This window comes from Arachidicoccus terrestris, assembly GCF_020042345.1.
GTDB classification, from domain to species: domain Bacteria; phylum Bacteroidota; class Bacteroidia; order Chitinophagales; family Chitinophagaceae; genus Arachidicoccus; species Arachidicoccus terrestris.
Window position 1 is genome coordinate 4,732,539 of record NZ_CP083387.1, and the last position, 22,427, is coordinate 4,754,965.

The following is a 22,427-nucleotide window of genomic DNA, read 5'->3' on the forward strand; positions in this document are numbered from 1 at the left end:
ATAAACAGCCAGTATTATTAGAATTTTATATTCAAACCGACAGACCAGGTTTTAATACCAGGATAGCCGCCTCGGCCGGAAGCCATTTCCGGATCCCAGTCGCCGAGTCTTTTATCTGCCATAAAGGTGAACGGATTAGACGCAGCAATATACACTCTGGCCTGCGTCATGCTTGCCTTTTTGATCAGGTCCGAAGGCAGGTTATAGCCCAGCGTAATGCTGCGGACTCTAAAATATCCCGCGTCAAACAACCAGAAAGAAGAAGTTCTGCCATAGTTCTGATTACCGTCTGCGCTGGTAAGCAGCCTTGGAAAATCTGCATTGGCATCAGGATTCTCTTTGGTCCAGCGATGATCCAGATATTGTACCTTGACGCCTGCGCCGTTAAAGAAAGGCTGAGAGGCTTCATTTGACAAATAGGCATCTACATTGGCAACTCCATATGTCAAGACACTTAGATCAAAATTCTTGTAGGTTGCATTCAACGTAAAACCATAGTTGAGCCAGGGTACATCATTACCAATGACCGCACGGTCATTATCATCGATGACCTTATTGCCATCCAGGTCTTTGTATTTAATATCTCCGGCATGGGTATTGGAACTTTGGAAAGGGCTACTTGCGACTTCTTCTTCACTGGTAAAAAGGCCGTCCGCGACATATCCGTAAAATGCCCCTACCTTCTCTCCTACCTTTTCAATATAATTACCGTCGAAGCGCTCCTGTTCTCCGCCCAGGGAAAGAATCTCATTTTGGATAGCAGAGATATTTCCGCCCAGATTAAAACTAAGATCGCCGATCTTACCGTTATAATTCAAAGCGACTTCAACCCCCTTGTTTCTGGTGGAAGCAGCATTGGCATAAGGTATTTTAGACAGGCCGTAGCTGTCCAGGGTCGGAGGCTGCATCAAAATACCGTCAGCATCCTTAATATAATAATCAGCCGTCAGATTAACATGACGATCCAGAAAGGTCGCGTCAATACCAATATTGGTCATCGTCACTGTTTCCCATGTAGCCATCGGATTGGCCCCTGCGGATTGCCAGGCACCATCATAGGCAGATCCGCCAAAGCTATAGGCATAGCCAAAATTGATCAGGGAATAATAGTTCCCGATCGGTACGGCGTCCTGATTACCTAATTGCCCCCAGGAACCTCTTATCTTCAGGTTGTTTAACCAGCTGATGTTTTTCATGAAGTTCTCATCGGAGATCTTCCAGGCGGCAGACAGAGACGGAAATACATGTCCTCTGAGATCAGAGATAAACCGGGAGGAGTAATCTGAACGTAAATTGGCCTCAAACAGGTACTTCTCTGCAAAATTATAGTTGATACGGCCAAAGAAAGAACGCATCGCCCATTCTGTATTCATCGTTCTGTTGGCCTGGCCATCGTCATCACTACTCATATTGGCATCGCCGGTGGAGCCTGTTATAATAGTCGTCACATCATTATTGGGGAAATTCTTTCTACCCAGAAAAGCGGTCCTGTAGATATTACTTTCCTGTGAAGCCCCTGCCATTACTTTGAAATAATGTCTGTCTAGGTGCATTTCGTAGTTCGCATACCCCTGTACCAGAAACTCCTGACGCTTGCCCCAGTATTCTTTCATTTCATTCGTGGTTCTGGCTGTACTGTTCATGGGATTTCCACTGATAAATCCAATAATAGGCTCAATGGTTTTATTAAAATCCCAGGAGTTCTCATTGGTATATTTTAATGACATCAGGCCGTTCACGGAAAATCCTTTGAAAGGTGTCAGCTCGGCATTGGCGGCTAATTGCAGATAATTATCCTTATTATAGTTACTGCCGCCCTCGTCTAAAAGACGCAGCTGATTTATATTCGCATTGGTGGCGTTCTCGGCACCAGCCGTGACAGAACCCCAGGCACCATTGGACTGTCTGGCAACTGTAATCGGAAGGGACCTATACAGGTCAATTAAAGAAATATCACCACCGTCATTATCATAATCCTGCTTAATGAAAGAGAGATTCGTGCCCAATTTTAAGATGTCCTTGATGACGTTCGTGTTGGTATTTAATTTTACCGATGCTCTGTTCTGAGATTGGCCGGGGTATAAGGACTGTTGGTTCAAATAAGATACCCCTAAATAATAATCTGTATACTTACCCGTAGAAGAAATATTCACGTTTCCACTGGTCATTGGCGGATTCTTTCTAAAGAACAGATCCAGCCAGTCTGTATTCGGATAAAGATCAGGCTCGCTCCCACTCCTGAATTTCTCAATGACATCATCAGAATAGACCGGTTTGGCTCCCGCATTGGTCATGGCTTCATTGTATAGCGTTGCATACTGAACTGAATTGACATATTCAGGCATTCTTGTAGGTGACTGAAGGCCGTAATCAAAATTAAACTCTACACTGAGTTTGTCGCCTTTCCCTTTCCGGGTTGTAATCAGGATAACCCCGTTGGCTGCCCTCGAACCATAAATAGCGGCAGAGGCGGCGTCTTTCAATACAGACATGGTAGCGATATCATTCGGATTCAGGGCAGAAAGCTCTGCATTGGAAGCCGGAATTCCGTCGATTACGATCATAGGACCAGGAGACCCCAGATTGGTCCTGCCCCGGACAGTAATCGTTCCGTCCCCGTTACTGCTTCCGTTTTTGGCTTTTGAAACAGCGCCTGGGCGATTCAAAATGGTGAGTCCCGGAGAAACACCCTGGAGTGCGTTTTGTACAGATGTTACAGGGCGGCTTCTCAGCTCCTTGGGCTGGATAGACGCCACGGAACCGGTCAGGTTCTCCTTTTTCTGCGTGCCATAACCCACGACCACAACATCATTTAATTGCTGACCGGCTTCTACCAGGAGAACGTCAATGGTCGTTCTGCCGTTTACTTTCTCTTCTTTGGAGGTATATCCCACTGAAGAAAAAACCAGTGTCGCATTCTCAGGAACTGTAATGGTATATCTTCCGTCCACACCTGCTACTGTTCCGTTTTTACTATTATCCTTTACACTAACCGACGCACCACTAAGGGGATGCTCCATGGAGCTGATCACTCCAGTCACTTGTACACTTTTCTGCGCCCTGGCGATCCCAACTATGGATAATAGCAGGATGGCCAACAGCCCACACGATTTAATTTGCATGCTTTTTAAGTTTTTGAATGGTTTGATGTTTTCATTAGGTTAATTTTTTCCGAACGGCAGCTAAATTAACCAGAATCATTTCTGAAAAAGAATGTGCAAACAGTCTATAATTTTCCAATTAGCCGACATTACGCTTAGAAAATGCTGGTAATCAGAATATATAACATGTATTACATATTCAATTCAAACGTTTGCGTAAGTTTCTTAAGAAGCAACAATCAATGGGATAAGATATCGGATAACCCGGTGGCAGGCAGGATTAAAATCCATTTATCATAATTCAGTTAAGGATTATTGAAAGGGAAAGTTCTTGTTTGTTGTTATTTTCTAAAAGAAAATCACGACTAGACTGCCCTTATTAACATTTGGGTTTTGAATCAGATTCCGTATTCAAACCAGCGTCAATAGATTCTTAATTTTTAACGGAAAAATCAGCGGTATACATTCGACGCCCCTTCAACCGGGTTCACTTTCCGAAGCAAGTGCATAGGATGCGCTTTGCATCAAATACTTGTTTAATCTAAAAGGTATTGTTGTGCATAGGATGCATCCATTAGTCCCTCGGAAACAAGAGCAGCCCATAGCGCTTGCGGCACGCTCAACTTAATCATTTCGATATTTTTTTGAACGCGGTGTACGTTTGTCGTATTTAATGCAATGCTTTTTACACCCGGCGCTTTTTGACCAAATGCAACACAGACAACTTCTGGCCGGACATGAAACTTTTCGCAAATCGCATACATACTTTCACGCCAATGATAAAGCTCAGGGCTCGATGCCGGTGAAACCGGTTTATAATTATAGTAATCCAGGCCTGTGAGAAAGCCTCCGTTGAATATGGCAGAATTGATAATCACCACACCTTGTTCCTGCATTTGCTCCATAAATCGTACTAACTCAGCCGGATGACTGTGAATTGTCATACTGTTAGCGATCATAATCCAGTCCAGCCTGACATCACTGCTGATTTTCTGGATAACCCTCCAGTCTTTAGCACCGACACCAACGGCCTTTACCTTTCCGGCCTCTTTCAGTTCATAAAGGGCCCGGTACGCTTCCATTATATCATGATAACGTTTTTCTGTATCGTCGTTTGATGCATACAAATACTCGTCGGGATCATGCACCGACACCCACTCTGCCTTATAACCATTCAATAATCTATTTCCCTGGTGATAACATGCCAGTATACCCTCGTAGCTAATTTGTTGAATGGCGTCATGCTTTAGGTCTTTCCATACGCCTGGTTCAAATGTCGGTTCGACGGTGCTTAAGTTTGTTTGCAGCCATCCCAGTTTATTACTGATGACAACTTCATCAGGGTTAACGCCCGCAGCCTTCAAGCCTATACCTAATGATTCGAGGGCCAGTCCCGCTCCATATTTTCCAGCCGTATCAAAAAAAGGTGTTTCAGGGCTGTGCTTGATACACTCGCCAATAATCTCTATTTTGCTTCGCTCAGATAAAACCTTATATAAATTGCCTAAACCGCTTGTCCCGAATACAATGCCCGGCATCTCAGGTTCAATCATAATCGTAAATATTAAATGTGTTGCAACAATGAACGCTTCAACAAGTCCGCGCTTATTCGACATCCTTTTCCGAATTTTAGCAACGCTTCATCGTTTAATAAATCTCCCAGGGCAAAACTAACCATATTTACCTTTGAAAACTTGTCCTTTTCGGGCTATTTTTTGTCTAAATCCGACATAAGGATAGGGCAAAAAACAGCAGAAAATTCCCAATGGCAAACCTCTCCCGATGAACTATATTATTATTTTTCCCATTGCAATAGCCACAATCAGTTAAATTTGTAAATAAAATAGGTCTGACTGTAATTTGATTTATCATTGTTCAACTTTTTTGGAAGATTGTACTTCAACAATTCACTCACCAATTATGCAAGGAAATAAAAATCGACATATCGCCTGTAATGCTGTCAATTATAAACCGATATGGCTCTCTATTGTCTTTATCCTCTTTTTTTCTTTTTTATCCAAAGCACAGCAACCGGTACATTTCAGAACAGAGAAACCCTCCCTATATGGCAAACACTGGATGGCTATTACAGGAAAACCCTTATCAGCAGAAGCAGGTGCCATGATTTTTCAGCAAGGCGGCAATGCAGTGGACGCCGCTTGTGCCATGCTGGCAGCGGGTTGCACCATGTGGGATGTACTGAGCTGGGGCGGCGAAACCCAGGCCTTAATCTATAACCCTCATACTAAAAAAGTAATTGCCATCAATGCGATGGGAGTAGCGCCTACCGGAGCCACTCCTGCATTTTTTAAAAGCAAGGGCTATAACTTTCCACCCGAATACGGCCCGCTGGCAGCGGTAACGCCGGGGACACCCGGCGGCTTATGCTATATGCTGGCTAAATACGGTACTTTAAGCCTCAAGCAAGTCTTAGCCCCTGCCATGGAAATGGCAGCCGGTTATGCTATGGACGCACAAACGGCCGGCAGCATCGAACGCAATAAAAAACGCTTGAAACAGTGGACATATAGTAGGGCCGTCTTTTTACCGCATTTAGGTGAGCAACGTGAAGGGCCGGCACCTGGTGAGATCTTTATTCAGAAAGACCTCCTGGAAACACTAAGAAAAATGGTTGAAGCAGAGACAGACGCCCTGGCAGCGGGCAAATCCCGTGAACAGGCGATTATGGCTGCTTATGACCGCTTTTACAAAGGAGATATTGCAAGAGAATTTGTCCGTGGCGTTCAGCAGCAGGGAGGTTTGATTACAATGGAGGATTTGGCCGGATGGCATCCTGTTGAAGAGGAGCCGCTACACACAAGCTATAAAGGCATCGACGTATATAAACTCCAACCCTGGTCACAGGGTCCCGCCTTGCTTGAATGTCTCAATATATTAGAGAATTTCGATCTTAAAAAAATGGGATATAATTCTGTACAATATATACATACGATCTATCAGGCCATGAACCTCGCTTTCGCAGATAGGGACTTTTACTATGGTGATCCCCGGTACCAGCCCAGCGTACCCATCAAAGGGCTGTTGAGTAAGGACTATGCTAAGCAACAGGCAGCCAGGATAAACCCTCATCACAATGATGCCCATGCAGCGCCAGGTGATCCCTACCCTTTTCAGCATGAAAGCAATCCCTTTGCCGATTTACTTAAAAAGAGGATAGCGACCTTTGACTCTTCCGCCACTACCCCCAAAGCGACGGACAGATTCGTGCCTGTCCATGACGCCGTTTCCTATAACAGCTCTCAACAAGGCGTCGTTGACAGCTTATACCTGGACCGGTTATGGAGGGGAACAACCAGTATTGAAGCAGCGGACAAAGAAGGATGGGTGGTTTCGGTTACACCCAGCGGCGGCTGGATTCCGGCTGTTATTGCCGGTCACACAGGTGTGGGGCTCAGCCAGCGGATGCAAAGCTTTGTACTGGACAGCCTGATAGATCCGTTTAATGTCGTTGCCCCCGGCAAACGCCCAAGAGTCACGCTTACACCGTCTATGGCGCTTAAGGATCATCAACCCTATCTGTCCTTTGCGGTCCAGGGAGGTGATACACAGGAGCAAAATCAGTTACAGTTTTTTCTGAATATGGTGGAATTTGGCATGACCGTTCAAGAGGCGACAGAAGCGTCCAACATTAACAGCAATCAACTTTGGTTGTCCCTGGGTGGCACTCAACTAACAGACCGCAAGCCTAGGCCCGGGCAGATTCTGCTGGATAAAAAAACACCCCAAAAGTATCTTGAAACTTTGAAAAGCATGGGATATGCGCCGTCTTTAGGCAGCCGGACCAGCGGACCCTTGAATGCGATATTTATAGATAGAGAACATGGCAGCATATGGGGCGGCAGCAGTGATAATGGTGAGGACTATGGAATCGGCTGGTAGCTGATTGTACAGATCCTCCCATACATTGTGGCCCCTGCCAAACCGCCCCTGACTGCTGGCGACTTTTTGAACGGGATATGTGATGATCCCAGGAGCCCTTGGCACCCCATTTGATCTTGTTAAAACGAGTGAAAGAATAATCAAAGATCAATTGTATGACAAGGGACAGTAATACGACCAGTATCTGGCAAGAAACAAAAAGGCCTTTCAATCTCAAGACGGAAGGCGAAATGAGAACATATGATGTTATTATTATCGGCGCAGGCATTACCGGTTTAACAACCGGTCTGTTCTTACAGGAAGCGAGAAAAAAATGCCTTATTCTGGAGGCCCGAAATATAGGTTTTGGTACCACCTCCGGCACGACTGCCCACCTGAATACTGTTCTTGATACGCCTTATACAGATCTAATACATAAATTCGGTCTGGCAAATGCTGTCCTGATTGCTGAGGGTGCAAAAGAGGCAATCGCCCTCATTAAAGATAATATGGACCGCTACGACATCCTTTGTGATTTTGAACACCGGGACGGATACATGTTTGCTGAAACTCAGCAGGAAGCCGCTGATCTGGACAAGATCTATGATAGTCTGAAACAAGTAAATATCAACACAGCTTTTAGTGACTCTACACCTGTCCCGATTCCTTTTGTAAAAGCGATCAAATTTTCAGGTCAGGCACAGTTTCATCCGCTGAAGTACCTGTTCTCACTTGCGGAAGCTTTCCAGCAAAATGGCGGTATTATAATGGAAGAGGCCGCCGTTGAAAAAGTGGACGCCGCTGATGGCAAACAAGTCGTCTGTACCCTAAACGAGCGATATATTGCACACTCTGTGGTATATGCTACTCATATCCCCTTTGGCCTAAATGCACTTCATTTCAAGTGTGCTCCTTACCGGTCGTATCTTATCGGCGTATTACTTCCAGAAAACCACTCCTATCCTGAGGCACTCATCTATGACATGAAAGAGCCCTATCATTATTTTAGAACAGTTGAGCATGGCAGTGACAGGGTGCTGCTCATTGGAGGGAATGATCATAAGACCGGGCATAAAATGAATACTGAGCATGTCTTTGCCGAACTTGAAGCCTATGTACGAAGATTTTATGACATTCAATCAGTCATTTATAAATGGTCTGCGCAATATTATGAGCCTTCAGACGGTCTGCCCTATATCGGTCACCTGCCTGGTGCTGACCGGAATGTCTATGTTGCCACCGGGTTTAGCGGCAACGGGATGATCTTCGGAACCCTTTCGGGGCGAATACTAACCGACCTAATCGTATCAGGAGAAAGTCAGTATAAAGATTTGCTTTCTCCTTCGCGTATTAAACCGCTGGCGGCCTTTAAAAATATGGTCAGGGAAAACTTAGATGTTGTCAAACACTTTGTTGCTGACCGCTTATCTGTAGCCTCATTACCAGAGTTTGCTGATCTCAGTAAGGGAGAAGGCAAGGTCGTCCGGTATAAAGGAGAAAAAATTGCTATCTATAAAGACCTATCAGGAGCATTGAAAGCGCTTCATCCTGTTTGCCCGCATGCAGGGTGTATCGTTGAATGGAACAATGCGGAAAGAAGCTGGGACTGCCCTTGTCATGGAGCAAGATACGATATTGAGGGCCGTTTTTTAAACGGCCCATCAGCATCTTCGCTGAAGGTTATTCCATTAGACCAAAGTATTTAAGGGCTCAAGAGATAGTAGTTGCAATCATTAAAATGAGTTCAAGCAGTCCCTCCCTTTTCTGTGGAGCTCTCACAGGGATTTCTGGCGGCATTTTTCAGGTTCGGAAATGCCCACTAATTTTTTTATCTTTTTTATGAGATTTTTGACATTTTTTTGGTTTTGCTAAATTTATTATACTATCTTTGTGTCAGCGGTGAATAACTGGATTGTTGCCATCAATCAGATGATTTTACTGCGGTTTTATAACCTACTATTCTTGCCGGATTACCATTTTTTTTAAACAACAGACGCTTTTAAATAAGTGCCTTGTATAAAATCTATGTGCCATGGATAATATTATAGTTTCCAGTATCCCCATCTGCCTCAGTTCCTTATGGACTTGTTGTGGACAGGCTTGGCAGACTGACCAACCGTGAGGTACGGGAGCGGCCCCTGAAACGGGATGTGCGGCCGCAGTTTCGCAAAGAGGATGAACTCATCCAGTCAGGTCAGTCTCCGTCTAAGGAGCAGCTGGAAAACCTTAAAAAGGATGTGATTTTTAAAATGCTGTTAGGTGACGAGGATTATGCGAAGCAGGTTGCGATTCCTTTTATCAAAGCTTTTTGGGGGCACCTGACTGAGGTGACGGACTTGAAGTTAAAAACGACTACGCTCACAGGCAGTACCAAAGACAGCAGAAATGTCTGTCCGGATACTGTCTGGCAGTCACAGAAGACCGGCGATGTATTTTTGATAGAAATGCAAAGGCGCTATCAGGATTTTTATAATCAACGGCTGTCGCTGTATGACGGAAAGCTCCGAGCAACGCTTGCAAAAAAAAGCAGTGACTGGAATTATAACCAGGTATCTGTTTTTGTTCTGGGAATGGCTGATTTTGATCTGGAAAGACCTGCTTCTGACAGCTGTATCTATGAATATGTAAGTATGAACCCGAAAAACAGTCAGGACCTGCTGACAGGCCGGGACTGGAAGATGCTGATAGACCTCAGGAAAGCCAGCAGAGTCAGTCAGGCAGCCTATTAGGAAAGGGATAAATGGATGTATCTATCTATTAAACAATTTTCATAAACTAAAACGGATACCGGCGTTTTTAAAAGAAGGTTATTTTGATCAGGTAATAAAAATTGCTAAAAATTTAATCGAACAAAAATGGAAGAATTAGAAGATTTCTTTTGGGAAAACTACCAGAAAGACCTGGCTAGAGAAGCAAAGGCAGAAGGAAGAGCGGGCTAAAATTGTCAGGGCTTTTATTTCTGCCAACCCAAATTATAGCATACAGGAGGCAGCCGCACAATTAGGTATTGAAGTACAGGCGGTGAGATCGGTGTTTCCTGCGGGAGTCTAAAGGCGTTCTGGTGCTGAAGACAGAATCTGTATTTTACTTAGGGCATTAATACTAAGATGTGCTGAGCGACTACAATAGATTCAAATACAGCATCGTTAATGCGATTGTGTCATATACTGCGTGCGAAACCATCGGATACCATAAATTCCGCTTATACCTTTTAAACAAAAAAGTCCAATAAAGCCCACCCAAAGTTGCTGAGATCACGCCAAAGACACCTTGCTGCTGATGGTACAGGCCGAATAAAACACTCGTTATTCCTCCTGCAATCCAAAATGCATGGTTCTGTTTTTTTATCCATCTTTCTATCACTTTTTGAATGAAACCTCTAAATACAATCTCTTCATAGAAACCTCCTCCAATCCAGGCAGCAATGATAATCAGTAAAAGAGTCCAAATATTGTTTTTTATGAAGTCATACTCGGTATACGACTCTATGTAATCTTTAAAAAAATGATTGATAAATGGAAAATAAATAAGCTTAATAAATACCATCCAGATCATCGCAGAAACAATGCCAACGACCACGGCATGAATGGAGAAGCCGTTACGTTTAAGCCCTAGGTTGCTCAGCTTCGTGTTATGCCGTTTTAAATAAACAACTACAACTAAAAAGCAGATGACCATGTAGGAATAATACGGCAGGTATGCATAGTGTGGGAACAAAATCAGAAATGCAATCACCACAATATCGATGAAGAACTTTAGATAATTTTGATGCTTCATATAAGCTGAATTGAAATTATTTCTATTTGCTGACTACTCATCATCTTCATCTGCCAAGCCTTACCTGGTGTTTATGCCAACCTAACCTGGCTACGCGCAAGGCAGATGAAACGTCTGCCGGCCCCCATTCCGGTTTATGCTTAAATGAGCGTTCTTAAGCAGGCTGCTTGAGATTCATAACCCATTCAAGTTTCGGCTCCAAATTAGGCATTTTCCATCAAACCGGCATAAAATTATGAGCATAGGGCCGCTACACTACGATTGATGTACCCTGCCCACTATATCAAGAAAGGCCACCTAGAGATACAAATCCAGTAAAACAAACGTCTGCGTTCAGTTAACGGCATATTTCACAACTAAAACAGAGGTCTAACGCCTTCCCTAAAAAGCGCATAGACCTCTGTGATAACAGTTTAAAATAGCAGTTGAACCGCCCCGCTACTTATTCAAAAAGCCCTTAAGGCCAGACTTGCCCGTCTGCCCATATCCATTATCCCCATACTCTTCCGCATTATCGATCTGACTTAAAAAATCGTAAGAAATCGGCCGGTAATAATCGATGGAAGGGTTAAAGCTTGCGGCTGCACGCGGGTTGCTCGACGGCAATACTTTCTCGAATGCATGATGGCGTTTGAGTAAGGCCCAGCGATTGAACTCCCCACAAAGCTCCCTCGCGTATTCATCTAAAACGTCCTGCTCTGTTGCAGAAGTCAGATCATGTTTAGTTGCCCCCTCCCTGACCGCTCTATCGCGCAGTACATTCAAATACGTTGCGGCTTTTGAGCCATTTCCAAGCTGCTGTTCCGCCTCTGCCGCGATCAGGTACACTTCAGCCATCCGCATAATGAACATATCCCCCTGTTTAATCTGCAGATTTGAGCCATAGTTCATGCCGAAATGAGAGACATTGAACTTGCTCAGTGAGGGGAACAACTTATATCCGCTGTTATTTAAACCCTGTCTGGAGACCCAGTCGGTAGTCGTTTTTAAATATCTGCCATCGGAAGCGAACAGATCGTCAATATTAATGCAGCAGTATCTGCGGGCCGCTTTCTCAGCCGCACTCAACTTGTCTTTTGAAAGATAGATGGCAAAACGGTCTTCATCCGGCGCCAGTGGATAGGGATTGACATATACTTTCTCTGTCGGCTCTAATTTACTCACGTCCCCTGTATGAACACCTTTAGGCCACACGGAAGCCTCATACTGATTACCGCCGAATGTGGCAGGCGTCGCATTTACATCAGCATAGGGATAAATCTTCTCGCCTACGTGTGACGGATCGATCCCGTATTCGGCACAGATAGCGGCTGTCAGGGTGACGATATTGTCATCATAGCTCATCCAACCGGGCTGTACCATGGAAAAATTGGCAAATGCTGTCGTAAACGAATTTTCCCACCGTTTATCCCAGCTGGCATCGAAACAGTGAACCAGATACCGGGAAGGCGCAAAATTATTATTGTTAACACGGCCGTAGAAATAATTTTGCTTGTTCTTCGTGATACAGAGTTCAGGCAGGGAATTGGGATCACAATAAGTATAAGAGAACAATTTATTGGACTTTGAAGCGTAGTTCCAGCTATCGCTTTCTCCGCTTACAGGCCCCGATGCAAAGAAAAGAGCCTCCTTATTATTACGGTTATTATTGTCCGACCAGACCTCCGCGACATCGTCGTACAAGACGGCGTTATAAGAGGCGCCTTTGGTAATCAGATCCTCCGCCACTTCCTTTGCCCGTTGCCAGTAAGAAACACCGTTTTCTTTCAGCCCTTCTCCGGCGCCCTGCGCATACGCGCGCGCCAGAAGCCCTAACGCTGACTTTTTCGTGACACGACAGGCTATACCCCCTTGTGGTGTCACGCCCAATGCCGCTGACGCCTCCGTCAGATCTTTTATGATCTGGCTGTATATCTCCCCGATCGTATTACGCTTGGGGGTCAAGTCAGGTGTTGCACCGGCAGATTCCAGGTTCAGCGTAACCGGGCCATAATAGGTTGCCAAGAGTAAATAATAATAACCCCGCAGGCATTTCGCTTCTCCCACCATCTCGTTTATATCGGCAGAGTCGCCTCCCTGCACCTGATCCGCACCATTGATCACCGAGTTGCAGGTTGTAATCACTGAATAGGCCTGTTTAAATAATTTGTTCGTCGGATTTGTACTCGTTGTGAGGGATTCATAATAGTAGAGCTCCTTGGTATTGTCATTATCATTATGACTTAACCAGAGATCCGTCCCCGTTTCTGAAACATACAGGAAATCCGAGGCGGAGAACAGCTGGTCATAAAGCGGTGTGTAACACTGTACCAGTAAGCCGCTCCAGGTATTAAATGAACTTTCTGTTGCATCTCCGGCAGAGGGATTATATTCATCCAGGGAACAGGAATAGCATGATAAGCATAAAATCACGGCCGCCAGCAAATTGTATATAATAGTTTTTCTCATTATCGTATGTTTAATAGGATTCGTTATGTTTAAAATGTCAGATTAAGTCCTAAGACCATTTGCTTGGTTAAGGGAAAGTCAAGACTGCCATTTTGTTCAGGATCATACTCTTTGAGCAGGTGGCTTCTGGCGATCACTAAAGGATTGGTGATCGTTCCATAAAAGCGCAGCCTGTCTATTTTGATTTTCTCCAGCAGCCTTTTAGGCAAGGTGTAACCAAGGGTTATATTCTTAATTTTAAAAAACGAGCCGTCTACAAAGGACAGTCCATAAAACCCTGTATAATCCTGCCGGCGAATGGAGGCGTTTAAACCAGGAAAATCATTGGACGGATTAGTAGAAGTCCAGTAATTAAAGTAAGCCCCAAAGTTATCGCCGCCGGTCGGATCATAATCCGTTAAAAATGAATAATTGATCATCTGCCCGAAACGCATATAGGTATAAACAGTCAGATCAAAGCCTGCATAGGCGAATGTATTCTGGAAACCGAGCGACCAGTCAGGTGAGTTATGTCCGATGATCTGGCGGTCATTATCACTTATAGAGTATGGGTTTTCTGCAGTAAAGATTCTTTTATTCCCTTCATCGTCCACCACCGGATTACCATTAATATCTAGTTTTGAATAGGCATGATCCCCCTCTCTGATCAGATTAGGAATATCTATTTTAAGGTCTCCGGGCTTCTGACCAAATACGGCAGCTTCTGCCTCCTCTCCTTTTTGCCATACGCCCAGTATCTTATAGTTATAATAAGAATTGACAGGATAGCCTACCAATAGCGCATAGTCTCCATTAATGACAGGACTATTAGATTTTTCGGCCAGCTTGGTGATCTTTTCTTTATTGGTCGCAAAGGTCAGCGCTGAACTCCAGGTAAACTTCTTGGTAGTTATATTTGTCGTATAAAGTCCAAGTTCCAGGCCAGTGTTTCTGGTCTTAGCAATATTGACTCTTGTCTGATAGGAAGTGCTGGCATTATACCCGCCATTGACCACCGGAATATTCTTGGTCCAGATCACTCCATCTGTATTGGTAATATAAAAATCGCCGGTAAACCGGATGCGTGCATTCAGAAAATCCGCATCCAGACCGATATTGGTGTTGTAGGACCGCTCCCAGGTCAGATCCGCGTTGGCCCATAGCTGGGAATAATTATCCTTGCTCACCTTCTCCCCACTCAGGGAATAATATCCGGCTTCAATATTAGATATGGAAGAATAAGGGTCAATACTGGCCGTACCGGATACCCCATATCCGACACGCAGTTTTAAGTTCGATAACCATTTCTTCGTTCCCTGCATAAAGGCCTCGTCTGAGATTCTCCATCCGGCAGAGACCGCCGGAAATGAGGCCCATTTATGCCCGTCAGCGAGTTTGGAAGAACCGTCCTCCCTAATGGAGGCCTGAAAAAGATATTTCCCCTTGTAGGCATAGTTTAAACGTCCGATCAGTCCAAGACTCCTTGACATGGAATAACCAGAGCCGACAGCCGGGCTTTTTCCGACACCCATATTTTCCCACAGATAACTGTTTGAACTGATCTGATTGTTGTACATATTTGTGGTTTCGCCTTGATTATGGTCATACGTGCTGACGGCGGTCAATTTAAAAGCATGATCCCCCGCCACGTCGAAGGCATAGGTCAGGATATTTTCCCATCTGTAGTTATAAGCCCGGTCCTGGTCGATTGTCGCTGCAACAGTAGGTGTTGTCCCTGTCGCTGAAGCACCCTCCGCCCAGTAATATTGATAAGAGCCGACGCCTATAAAGGCATTGCTTCTGGAGTAAGACAGCTGACCGCTGACACGTGACTCGAAAGACAGCCCCTTAAGCGGTGTAAAACGGATATAAGGATTAAAATAAAGACTGAAATTATTGTGTTCATCCCGGTATACATCTTTATCTGTATCCAGTAGATAGTTCACCGTCTGCTCGTCACCCGCTACAGGAAGTACGTTCAGATTGCCGTCATCATTATAGAGACGACCATAGGGAACAGATCTCAGCGCATTTTCCATCTTAGAATAGGCACTCCCGGACCTTGTATAAAACATCTGCGTATTGATACCCGCTGCAAACCAATCATTGACCTTATGCTCAATACGGATATTAGAGCTTAAGACTTTATACATATCTCCCTTGTACTGACCGTTCTCATCGTTATAGTTCAGTGAAAAGTAAGCCTTGGTTTTCTTTGTCCCGCCAGACAAAGAAATACTATGGTTCTGGGTCAGCTTGCTACTCATGATCGCTTTGGCCCAGTCTATGTATTCTCCTCTCTGATAGGCGGCATATACCTCGGCCGACAATACCTGATCGTCAGTAGTATAGGTGCCTGCCTCCTGTTGGGCGAGTTTTTTTACATTAAAGTATTCGTCACCGGCATGAACTTTCGGTGTTTTGGACCAGCCATTAAAGCCCACATAGGCATCATAATTCACCTGTGTCCTGCCCTCCTTACCACTTTTGGTCGTGATCAGTATGACACCATTCGCGCCTGAGGCGCCGTAGATGGCCGTAGAAGAGGCATCCTTCAGAATGTCAATACTCTCAATATCATTTGGATTGAGTGTACTGTAAGAGCCTGGCATACCGTCTATCAAGACCAGTGGATTGCCACTGGCGCTGAGCGAGCGCGTTCCGCGCAGTTGCATGGATACACCGGCGCCTGCCGCACCGGAAGATTTTGTAATATCCAGCCCCGGGACCTTTCCCTGCAGGGCGATCATGGGATTGCCGCTCGGATTCAGGACAATGTCATCACTTTTAATACTGGTGATGGCCCCCGTAAGGTCCTTTTTTTTCTGCGTTCCGTATCCAACGACCACCACGTCATCTAATGAAGGGTTAAAAGGTGCCAAAACAATATGAAGATCTTCCTGTTCCCGATAGGTCACTTCCTTATTAATATAACCTACGTAAGAGATTTCCAGTACTGCACCAACTTGTATATCTATCGTAAAATGCCCCTTCGCATCACTGAGCACCCCTTCACGGGTGCCTTTTAGTTTAATGGACACACCTTCTAATGGCTTTCCGGCTTCATCCGTCACCATACCCTCGACCGGCCTTGCCATTTCCCTGAACACCGCCTCGTGACGATCAAAGGGAACAAAACCGCCGGCCAGCAAGCGCGTTGACGACAGCATGCAACAGATAAAAAACAGCATCCCATAGCTTTTGAATCGCATGAGTTTAAAAAAGTAAGACTCACGACATCTTCGTTTTAGTATAATTTTCATATCACATTAATTAAAATATAAATTATAAGTTCATTAGTGAACCAATACCATAACAAAAATATTAATATTAAAAAGGGTTAACCTATTGGTTTTTGGCAAATATTTATATAAAATTATCTTAACTGAAGCCATCAGGAGAAGGGAATCAAAAAGCAGCCGTAACGGACACTACATTAAAAGCCGGTAACAGCTCGATATAGAAAACACAGAGGATGGTCATACGCTGTCTATGAATTTGATTGATTATTTTATGTGCCGGCCCTGTTGCCCGGATCAGCCCTCGAGAATAAGCCAAAACCGTTTCTATATATTAATAGGTGCTGTTACATCGTTTTAAATAGTGCAAGAATTTGTCAGCATTCAACAAGCTGATGGCTATTATTTCACCCAATTATGACGAGAAGACCTGGTTAAACTAATTTTTTTGTCTTTTTTTAAAAATTTGTGCATTATTTTTTGGTTTTTTGATTTAAGAAATCCTATCTTTGTGAAAGCAGTGAATCTTGATATTGTATGCCATTAATATAATTGCTTTACTGCTGACCTATAACCTACAATTATTGCCGGATTATCAGTTTTTTTGACTAGCAAACATTTTTGATTAAATGTCATGCGTAAATTTTAATGCTATGAATGATGTACCTATTTTTAATGCAGGGCCTACCAGCTTGCCCTATGCCATGTATATCGACAGGGAAGGCAGGCTAACCAGCCGCGAAGTCCGGGAAGATATGGCTCACCAGTCACCTTCTCAGAAAGAAAATGTGCCGACACCCCTATATGGAAAACCGTGGACCCCTAAGCAGCTGTCAGATCTCAAAAAAGATATGGCTTTCAAATTATTTCTGGGTGATGAAAAATACAAAGAAGAAGTAGCCATTCCCTTTCACAAAGCATTCTGGGGTCATTTGACTGAGATAACGGATCTCGATTTGACAACGGCTCCGTTAATCGGCAGTACGCTGGATGCCAGAAACCATAACCCGGACGTTGTATGGCAGTGTCCTAATACCGGTGCCTCATTCTTAACGGAAATGCAGCGACGGAGGCAGGAGCATTATAGCCAGCGGATCTCCCTTTATGATGGAAAGCTCCGGTCTTCTCTGGCCAAGAAAAGCGCCAAATGGGATTTTGACCAGGTAGGTGTCTATGTGTTAGGGTTGGCAAACTTTAAATTGAATAGACAAGGTCCGTCAGATTATCTGCACCAATATGTAAGTTTGAATCCGGAAGATAACAGCGATATGCTGACAGGTAGAGACTGGAAGATGCTGGCGGATCTCAACAAAGCAAAAAAGGTCAAGCCAGAGACCTACACGGAAAGGTATAAATGGATTTATTTATTGAATAATTTTCATCGGTTAAAGAAAATCCCCACCTTTCTTGAAGGAGGAAACTTTGATAAAGTAATTAAAATTGCAAAAAAAATAAATCAAACGAAAATGGAAGAATTTATGGATTTCGTAGATCAACTACACAGACGGGACGCAGAAGAAGAAGCACGACAAGAAGGAATGACTAAAGGTCTCGCCAAGGGCAGAGAAGAAATGATGGCTAAGCTAAAAGAGATAAAGGCATTTATTTCAGTCCACCCAAAATGGGGTATAAAGCGTATAGCGGCTATATTCGGTGTCGATGAACAGGTGGTAAGCACTGTAATGCCTGGCTAACAGGTTATTCATGAATAACCTGTTACTCTAGTTTGGCCTTTTTCTAGATAAGGCAAAAAAAAATAGCAATTTAGTTGGTTATATTGCTATTTTTTGTGATCTTTATATCTAGTTAAACGACTAGATATGGGATATCCAACTAAAATTCAGATAATAAAAAGAGCAAAGAGTGAGCAATGGTATGTAAATTTTCCAGCTGCCGTGGCTCAGGCAATAGAATTTAAGCAAGGAGAGATTGTTGAGTGGGTGATAGATGATCACCAGCGCCTAGTACTTCAGCGTAGTGATGAATCCGTAAAAGATCTTAAAAAAAAACTCCCCAAAAAGAAGGAGTAGTTGCTTGCTTTAATGAATTATTCGATAGATGTATAACAGCTTTCAAGCAATCCAGAACTTTTCAGAGAGCTCGCGATTTGTCTCACGGAGTTATTTCATGTATTGGACGTTGTACGATAACAGGGATGTTAACAGCAAGTGGGAATCAGTTTAAGGACTGGAGTGCGGCCTATCGAATATTTAAGGGTGAAAGAATGGATATGAATGCAATTTTTTCTGAAGTTAGAAAGGAGGTCGTGTATCAAAATAGAAAGAAAGGCGATTTTATTTATGCACACATGGACGATACCCTGTTAAGGAAGAGAGGGAAGAAAATATCAGGGACCGGATGGCTAAGGGATCCACTTGGCCCCCCGTTTTGTAATAATTTCATTTGGGGCCAACGATTTGTTCAACTCTCTTTATCGCTCATTGAAAAAGACCTCTGCGGTCCATCAAGGGCCATCCCGGTAGACTTCAAACATTGTCCTCCCACCAAGAAGCCGTCAAAAAATGCGACCGACCAGGAAGTAGCACTATACCGGGAAAGACAGAAGAAAGAAAAAATGAGCGAAGTAGGCGTCCAGCGTGTCATAGCCTTGAGAAAGTGCTTAGATGACGATGGCTATAAAAATAAAAAACTTATCCTGAGCGTGGACGGCAGTTACACGAATGGAACTGTTTTAAGGCAACTTCCAGAAAATGTAGAACTCATTGGCCGCATAAGGAAGGATTCAAAAATTTATGCTCTACCAGAAGAGCAACAATCAGGAAAGGGACGTAAACGATATTATGGAGAAGAGCTCCCCACACCAGAACAAATCCGACAAAGCGATGACTATCCTTATCAGCAGGTTGAAGCATGGGCTGCAGGAAAGATGCGTACATTCAATGTGAAAGTTGTAAAAGATATACGCTGGCGAAAATCAGGTAAGAGAGACTTAATGCTGATCATTATCAGGCCAGTTTCCTATAGGCTCACCAAAAAATCAAAATTACTGTATCGTGCTCCCGCCTATTTAATATCAACCAATCAAGAGATAGATATTTTCCTGCAGGTCCAGGCTTATATTAGAAGATGGGAGATAGAAGTCGGCTTTAGAGATCAGAAAACATTAATGGGATGTGGTCAGGCACAAATCCGGGAAAAAACTGCGGTAGCAAAAGTTCCGGCATTTGTATCCGCATGTTATGCTATGATGATACTGGCATCGCACAAACAGCAGCAGTCCAAATCAAAAAAACAACTCCCTGGGCCTAAATGGTACGTAAATATTAAAAAGCAAAGGGTTACTACTGGTGATATTATAAATAGATGTAGAGTTGAAAATTGGGCGCAAAGTGTAAATATTAATTTTTCCGACTTCGTGAACATTGAAAAAAAATTATCGAAGTGCGAAAAAATGGCAAATCCCTCATTTTCCTCCTTCTTTTATGCCAGAAATTAGCCAAACTAAAGTAACAGGTTATTCATGAATAACCTGTTAAAAATGTCAGATATTTTGTACCTAAATTGTAGAATCAAAAAGTATAGTTATGAATCAGTATCCAATGGAAGAATTTATGGATTTCGTAGATCAACTACACAGACGGGACGCAGAAGAAGAAGCAAGACAAGAAGGTAGAGAAGAGGGCCGAGCAGAAATGATGCCTAAGCTAAAAAACGCGATAAAGGCATTAACCTTCGTCTACCCAAAATGGAGCGCAAATTGTATAGCGGCTATGTTTGATATCGATGAACAAATTGTAAGAGCGTCAATGGCTGGATAAGCCGCATCGACCTTTTGATGCAGATCAGATCCAATTGTTCAGAAAAAGACAGGACAAGTTTTAATACTCCATCCTGTCTTTTTTATTTTCGTTGTCGAAATCTAATAGTAGCGCAATCCAATGGTAATGGCACTTTTCAGAAAAATATGAGACAAGATCCTATTTTGAGTATCCAAAATAAGCAGGCCAAAGGATGAAAATAATCACATAAGTAAAGCTTTTTTTACCTACACGGAGGATATAGACACCAATTGAGGTAGGTAGGCGTTATTGAACAAAGGCTTGCTGTGAGAACAGGACCTTAATTACCATAATATTTTCTCCGAAGCTTGAACGCTACGTTGACCAATAAGATCAATGCAGGCACCTCAACTAAGGGTCCAATGACGCCGGCAAATGCTTCTCCGGAATTTATCCCAAATACGCCAATTGCAACAGCGATCGCCAGTTCAAAATTATTGCCGGCTGCGGTAAAGGCAATGGCGGCATTCTGGGAATAGTCGGCACCCAATTTCTTGCCCATAAAAAAACTGACAAGAAACATGATCGCAAAATAAATCATCAGCGGCAGTGCGATGCGCAGCACATCCAGCGGAATCTGAACAATCATCTCTCCTTTCAGGCTGAACATAACAATAATTGTAAATAACAGTGCGATCAAAGTAACCGGAGAAATAAGTGGAATAAATTTACTTTGATACCACTGCTCCCCTTTTAAATGCAGCAAAACATAACGGCTTAGAATGCCGCCGGCAAAAGGTATTCCCAGATAAATTGCAACACTCTGAGCTATCTGTCCAATAGTAATAGATACATCTAATCCCTTATAACCAAACAATGGCGGCAATATAGTAACGAACAGATAGGCATATATACTATACAGCAATACCTGAAAAATGCTGTTCAGGGCCACCAACCCGGCCGCGTATTCCCGGTTTCCTTCCGCTAATTCATTCCATACGATCACCATAGCGATGCAACGGGCAAGCCCGATTAAAGTCACTCCTGTCATATATGCGGGATGATCATGAAGAAAAATCAGCGCCAGTGCAAACATGACCACTGGTCCGATCACCCAGTTCAGCAATAGCGAAGCGCCAAGCACCTGTTTATTGCGAAACACTTTCCCTATCTGTTCATAACGCACTTTGGCTAAAGGCGGATACATCATCAGGATATGCCCCACTGCCAAAGGGATATTGGTCGTTCCGGAAGAAAAAGAGTTAATAAACCTGGCCGAAGAGGGCAGATAATAACCGGTGATAACGCCAAGGGCCATTGCCAGAAAGATCCAGAGCGTCAGATACCGGTCAAGAAAGCCTAGCCTTTTTCTTTTATAGACAGGTGAACATCTTGTCGATTTCATAATTATCAGGAATTATTACAACAATCCGGACCACAAGAGTCCGCTTTTACAGCTTTCTCAGCATATACTGTAATGCTTTGAATACCCCCCTCGGCTGCTTTAAACTCCCTGATTTCTTCTTGAGACAGATAAGCTGCCAGTATATCCTCCGGTATTTCAATGAATTTTTCCTTTTGGAGCGAGAGATTGACAAATCCATTTTTACGAATCAGATCCAGGTACTGCTCTTTTTGAATGGCACCGGCTACACATCCGGCGTACATTTCCGCAGCCCGCTTAAGACCGGCCGGCAACGAGCCTATGAGCACGATATCCGATATACTGAAGTGCCCGCCTGGCTTTAATACCCGATATATTTCCCCGAAAACGGCATCTTTGTTAGGAACAAGATTCAGCACGCAATTGCTCACCACCACATCGGCGATTTCAGCGCCTACAGGCATATTTTCAATATCCCCCTGCCGAAATTCCACATTGTTATACCCGAGCTTTTCTACATTCAACCGGGCCTTCTCAATCATCTGAGGGGTAAAATCTACACCGATTATTTTACCTGATGCGCCCGCTTCCCTGCGGGCGATAAAACAATCGTTTCCCGCACCCGACCCAAGATCGATCACCGTGTTCCCTTCCTTAATACCCGCAAACTGCGTAGGCAGCCCGCATCCCAGACCCAGATCGGCGTCAGGATTATAGCCCTCCAGTTGGCTATAATCTTCACTCATGATATTATAAACATCGCTGGAACAGCAGCTTGATCCACAGCAAGATGCCTGGTTCAAGGCTTTATCCTGAAACGCAATTTCTCCATATTTCTGCTTTACCAGATCTTTTAATTTGTTTTCCTCATTCATGATGT

At 43.8% G+C, this 22,427-nt stretch carries 14 protein-coding genes; 7 read left to right on the forward strand and 7 right to left on the reverse strand.

Features of this window, described 5'->3' with window-relative positions:
* Positions 1 to 17: 17 nt before the first annotated feature.
* A complete protein-coding gene (locus K9M52_RS18395) occupies positions 18 to 3,122 on the reverse strand; it encodes a SusC/RagA family TonB-linked outer membrane protein (protein ID WP_224069906.1) in 3,105 nt (1,034 codons plus the stop codon).
* A gap of 515 nt (positions 3,123 to 3,637) precedes the next feature.
* Complete coding sequence (locus K9M52_RS18400) at positions 3,638 to 4,717, reverse strand: aldo/keto reductase (RefSeq protein ID WP_224069907.1); 1,080 nt, start codon at positions 4,715 to 4,717, stop codon at positions 3,638 to 3,640.
* Between the two features lie 304 nt (positions 4,718 to 5,021).
* On the opposite strand from K9M52_RS18400, the gene K9M52_RS18405 reads away from it, so the two are divergent.
* The 3 genes from K9M52_RS18405 to K9M52_RS18415 all read left to right on the forward strand — a co-directional run bounded on the left by K9M52_RS18405 (position 5,022) and on the right by K9M52_RS18415 (position 9,709).
* Positions 5,022 to 7,001, forward strand: coding sequence for a gamma-glutamyltransferase family protein (locus K9M52_RS18405; RefSeq protein WP_224069908.1), 1,980 nt, complete (start codon positions 5,022 to 5,024; stop codon positions 6,999 to 7,001).
* A gap of 155 nt (positions 7,002 to 7,156) precedes the next feature.
* A complete protein-coding gene (locus K9M52_RS18410) occupies positions 7,157 to 8,686 on the forward strand; it encodes an FAD-dependent oxidoreductase (protein ID WP_224069909.1) in 1,530 nt (509 codons plus the stop codon).
* Positions 8,687 to 9,070: 384 nt separating this feature from the next.
* Complete coding sequence (locus K9M52_RS18415) at positions 9,071 to 9,709, forward strand: Rpn family recombination-promoting nuclease/putative transposase (RefSeq protein ID WP_224069910.1); 639 nt, start codon at positions 9,071 to 9,073, stop codon at positions 9,707 to 9,709.
* 391 nt (positions 9,710 to 10,100) lie between these two features.
* Here the strand turns inward: K9M52_RS18415 and K9M52_RS18420 are convergent, their stop codons facing one another.
* From K9M52_RS18420 to K9M52_RS18430, 3 genes are all read right to left on the reverse strand, one after another.
* The gene (locus K9M52_RS18420) at positions 10,101 to 10,757 is read right to left on the reverse strand and encodes a CPBP family intramembrane glutamic endopeptidase (RefSeq protein WP_224069911.1); all 657 of its coding nucleotides are present in this window, start codon (positions 10,755 to 10,757) and stop codon (positions 10,101 to 10,103) included.
* Positions 10,758 to 11,195: 438 nt separating this feature from the next.
* Positions 11,196 to 13,205 carry a RagB/SusD family nutrient uptake outer membrane protein gene (locus K9M52_RS18425; RefSeq protein WP_224069912.1) on the reverse strand — a complete coding sequence of 670 codons (2,010 nt, stop codon included), beginning with the start codon at positions 13,203 to 13,205 and terminating at the stop codon, positions 11,196 to 11,198.
* A 29-nt stretch (positions 13,206 to 13,234) separates the two neighbouring features.
* On the reverse strand, positions 13,235 to 16,447 hold the full coding sequence (locus K9M52_RS18430; RefSeq protein WP_224069913.1) for a SusC/RagA family TonB-linked outer membrane protein: 3,213 nt from the start codon (positions 16,445 to 16,447) through the stop codon (positions 13,235 to 13,237).
* 629 nt (positions 16,448 to 17,076) lie between these two features.
* On the opposite strand from K9M52_RS18430, the gene K9M52_RS18435 reads away from it, so the two are divergent.
* The 4 genes from K9M52_RS18435 to K9M52_RS18450 all read left to right on the forward strand — a co-directional run bounded on the left by K9M52_RS18435 (position 17,077) and on the right by K9M52_RS18450 (position 20,202).
* Positions 17,077 to 18,117 carry an Rpn family recombination-promoting nuclease/putative transposase gene (locus K9M52_RS18435; RefSeq protein WP_224069914.1) on the forward strand — a complete coding sequence of 347 codons (1,041 nt, stop codon included), beginning with the start codon at positions 17,077 to 17,079 and terminating at the stop codon, positions 18,115 to 18,117.
* Between the two features lie 126 nt (positions 18,118 to 18,243).
* Positions 18,244 to 18,453 carry a hypothetical protein gene (locus K9M52_RS18440; protein ID WP_119986438.1) on the forward strand — a complete coding sequence of 70 codons (210 nt, stop codon included), beginning with the start codon at positions 18,244 to 18,246 and terminating at the stop codon, positions 18,451 to 18,453.
* Between the two features lie 32 nt (positions 18,454 to 18,485).
* Positions 18,486 to 19,880, forward strand: coding sequence for an IS701 family transposase (locus tag K9M52_RS18445; protein ID WP_224071853.1), 1,395 nt, complete (start codon positions 18,486 to 18,488; stop codon positions 19,878 to 19,880).
* An 88-nt stretch (positions 19,881 to 19,968) separates the two neighbouring features.
* Complete coding sequence (locus tag K9M52_RS18450; protein ID WP_224069915.1) at positions 19,969 to 20,202, forward strand: hypothetical protein; 234 nt, start codon at positions 19,969 to 19,971, stop codon at positions 20,200 to 20,202.
* A 301-nt stretch (positions 20,203 to 20,503) separates the two neighbouring features.
* Here the strand turns inward: K9M52_RS18450 and arsB are convergent, their stop codons facing one another.
* Positions 20,504 to 21,568: an ACR3 family arsenite efflux transporter gene (gene arsB / locus K9M52_RS18455; RefSeq protein WP_224069916.1), complete on the reverse strand. Its 1,065-nt coding sequence runs from the start codon at positions 21,566 to 21,568 to the stop codon at positions 20,504 to 20,506.
* 5 nt (positions 21,569 to 21,573) lie between these two features.
* On the reverse strand, positions 21,574 to 22,422 hold the full coding sequence (locus K9M52_RS18460; RefSeq protein ID WP_224069917.1) for an arsenite methyltransferase: 849 nt from the start codon (positions 22,420 to 22,422) through the stop codon (positions 21,574 to 21,576).
* Positions 22,423 to 22,427: the final 5 nt, after the last annotated feature.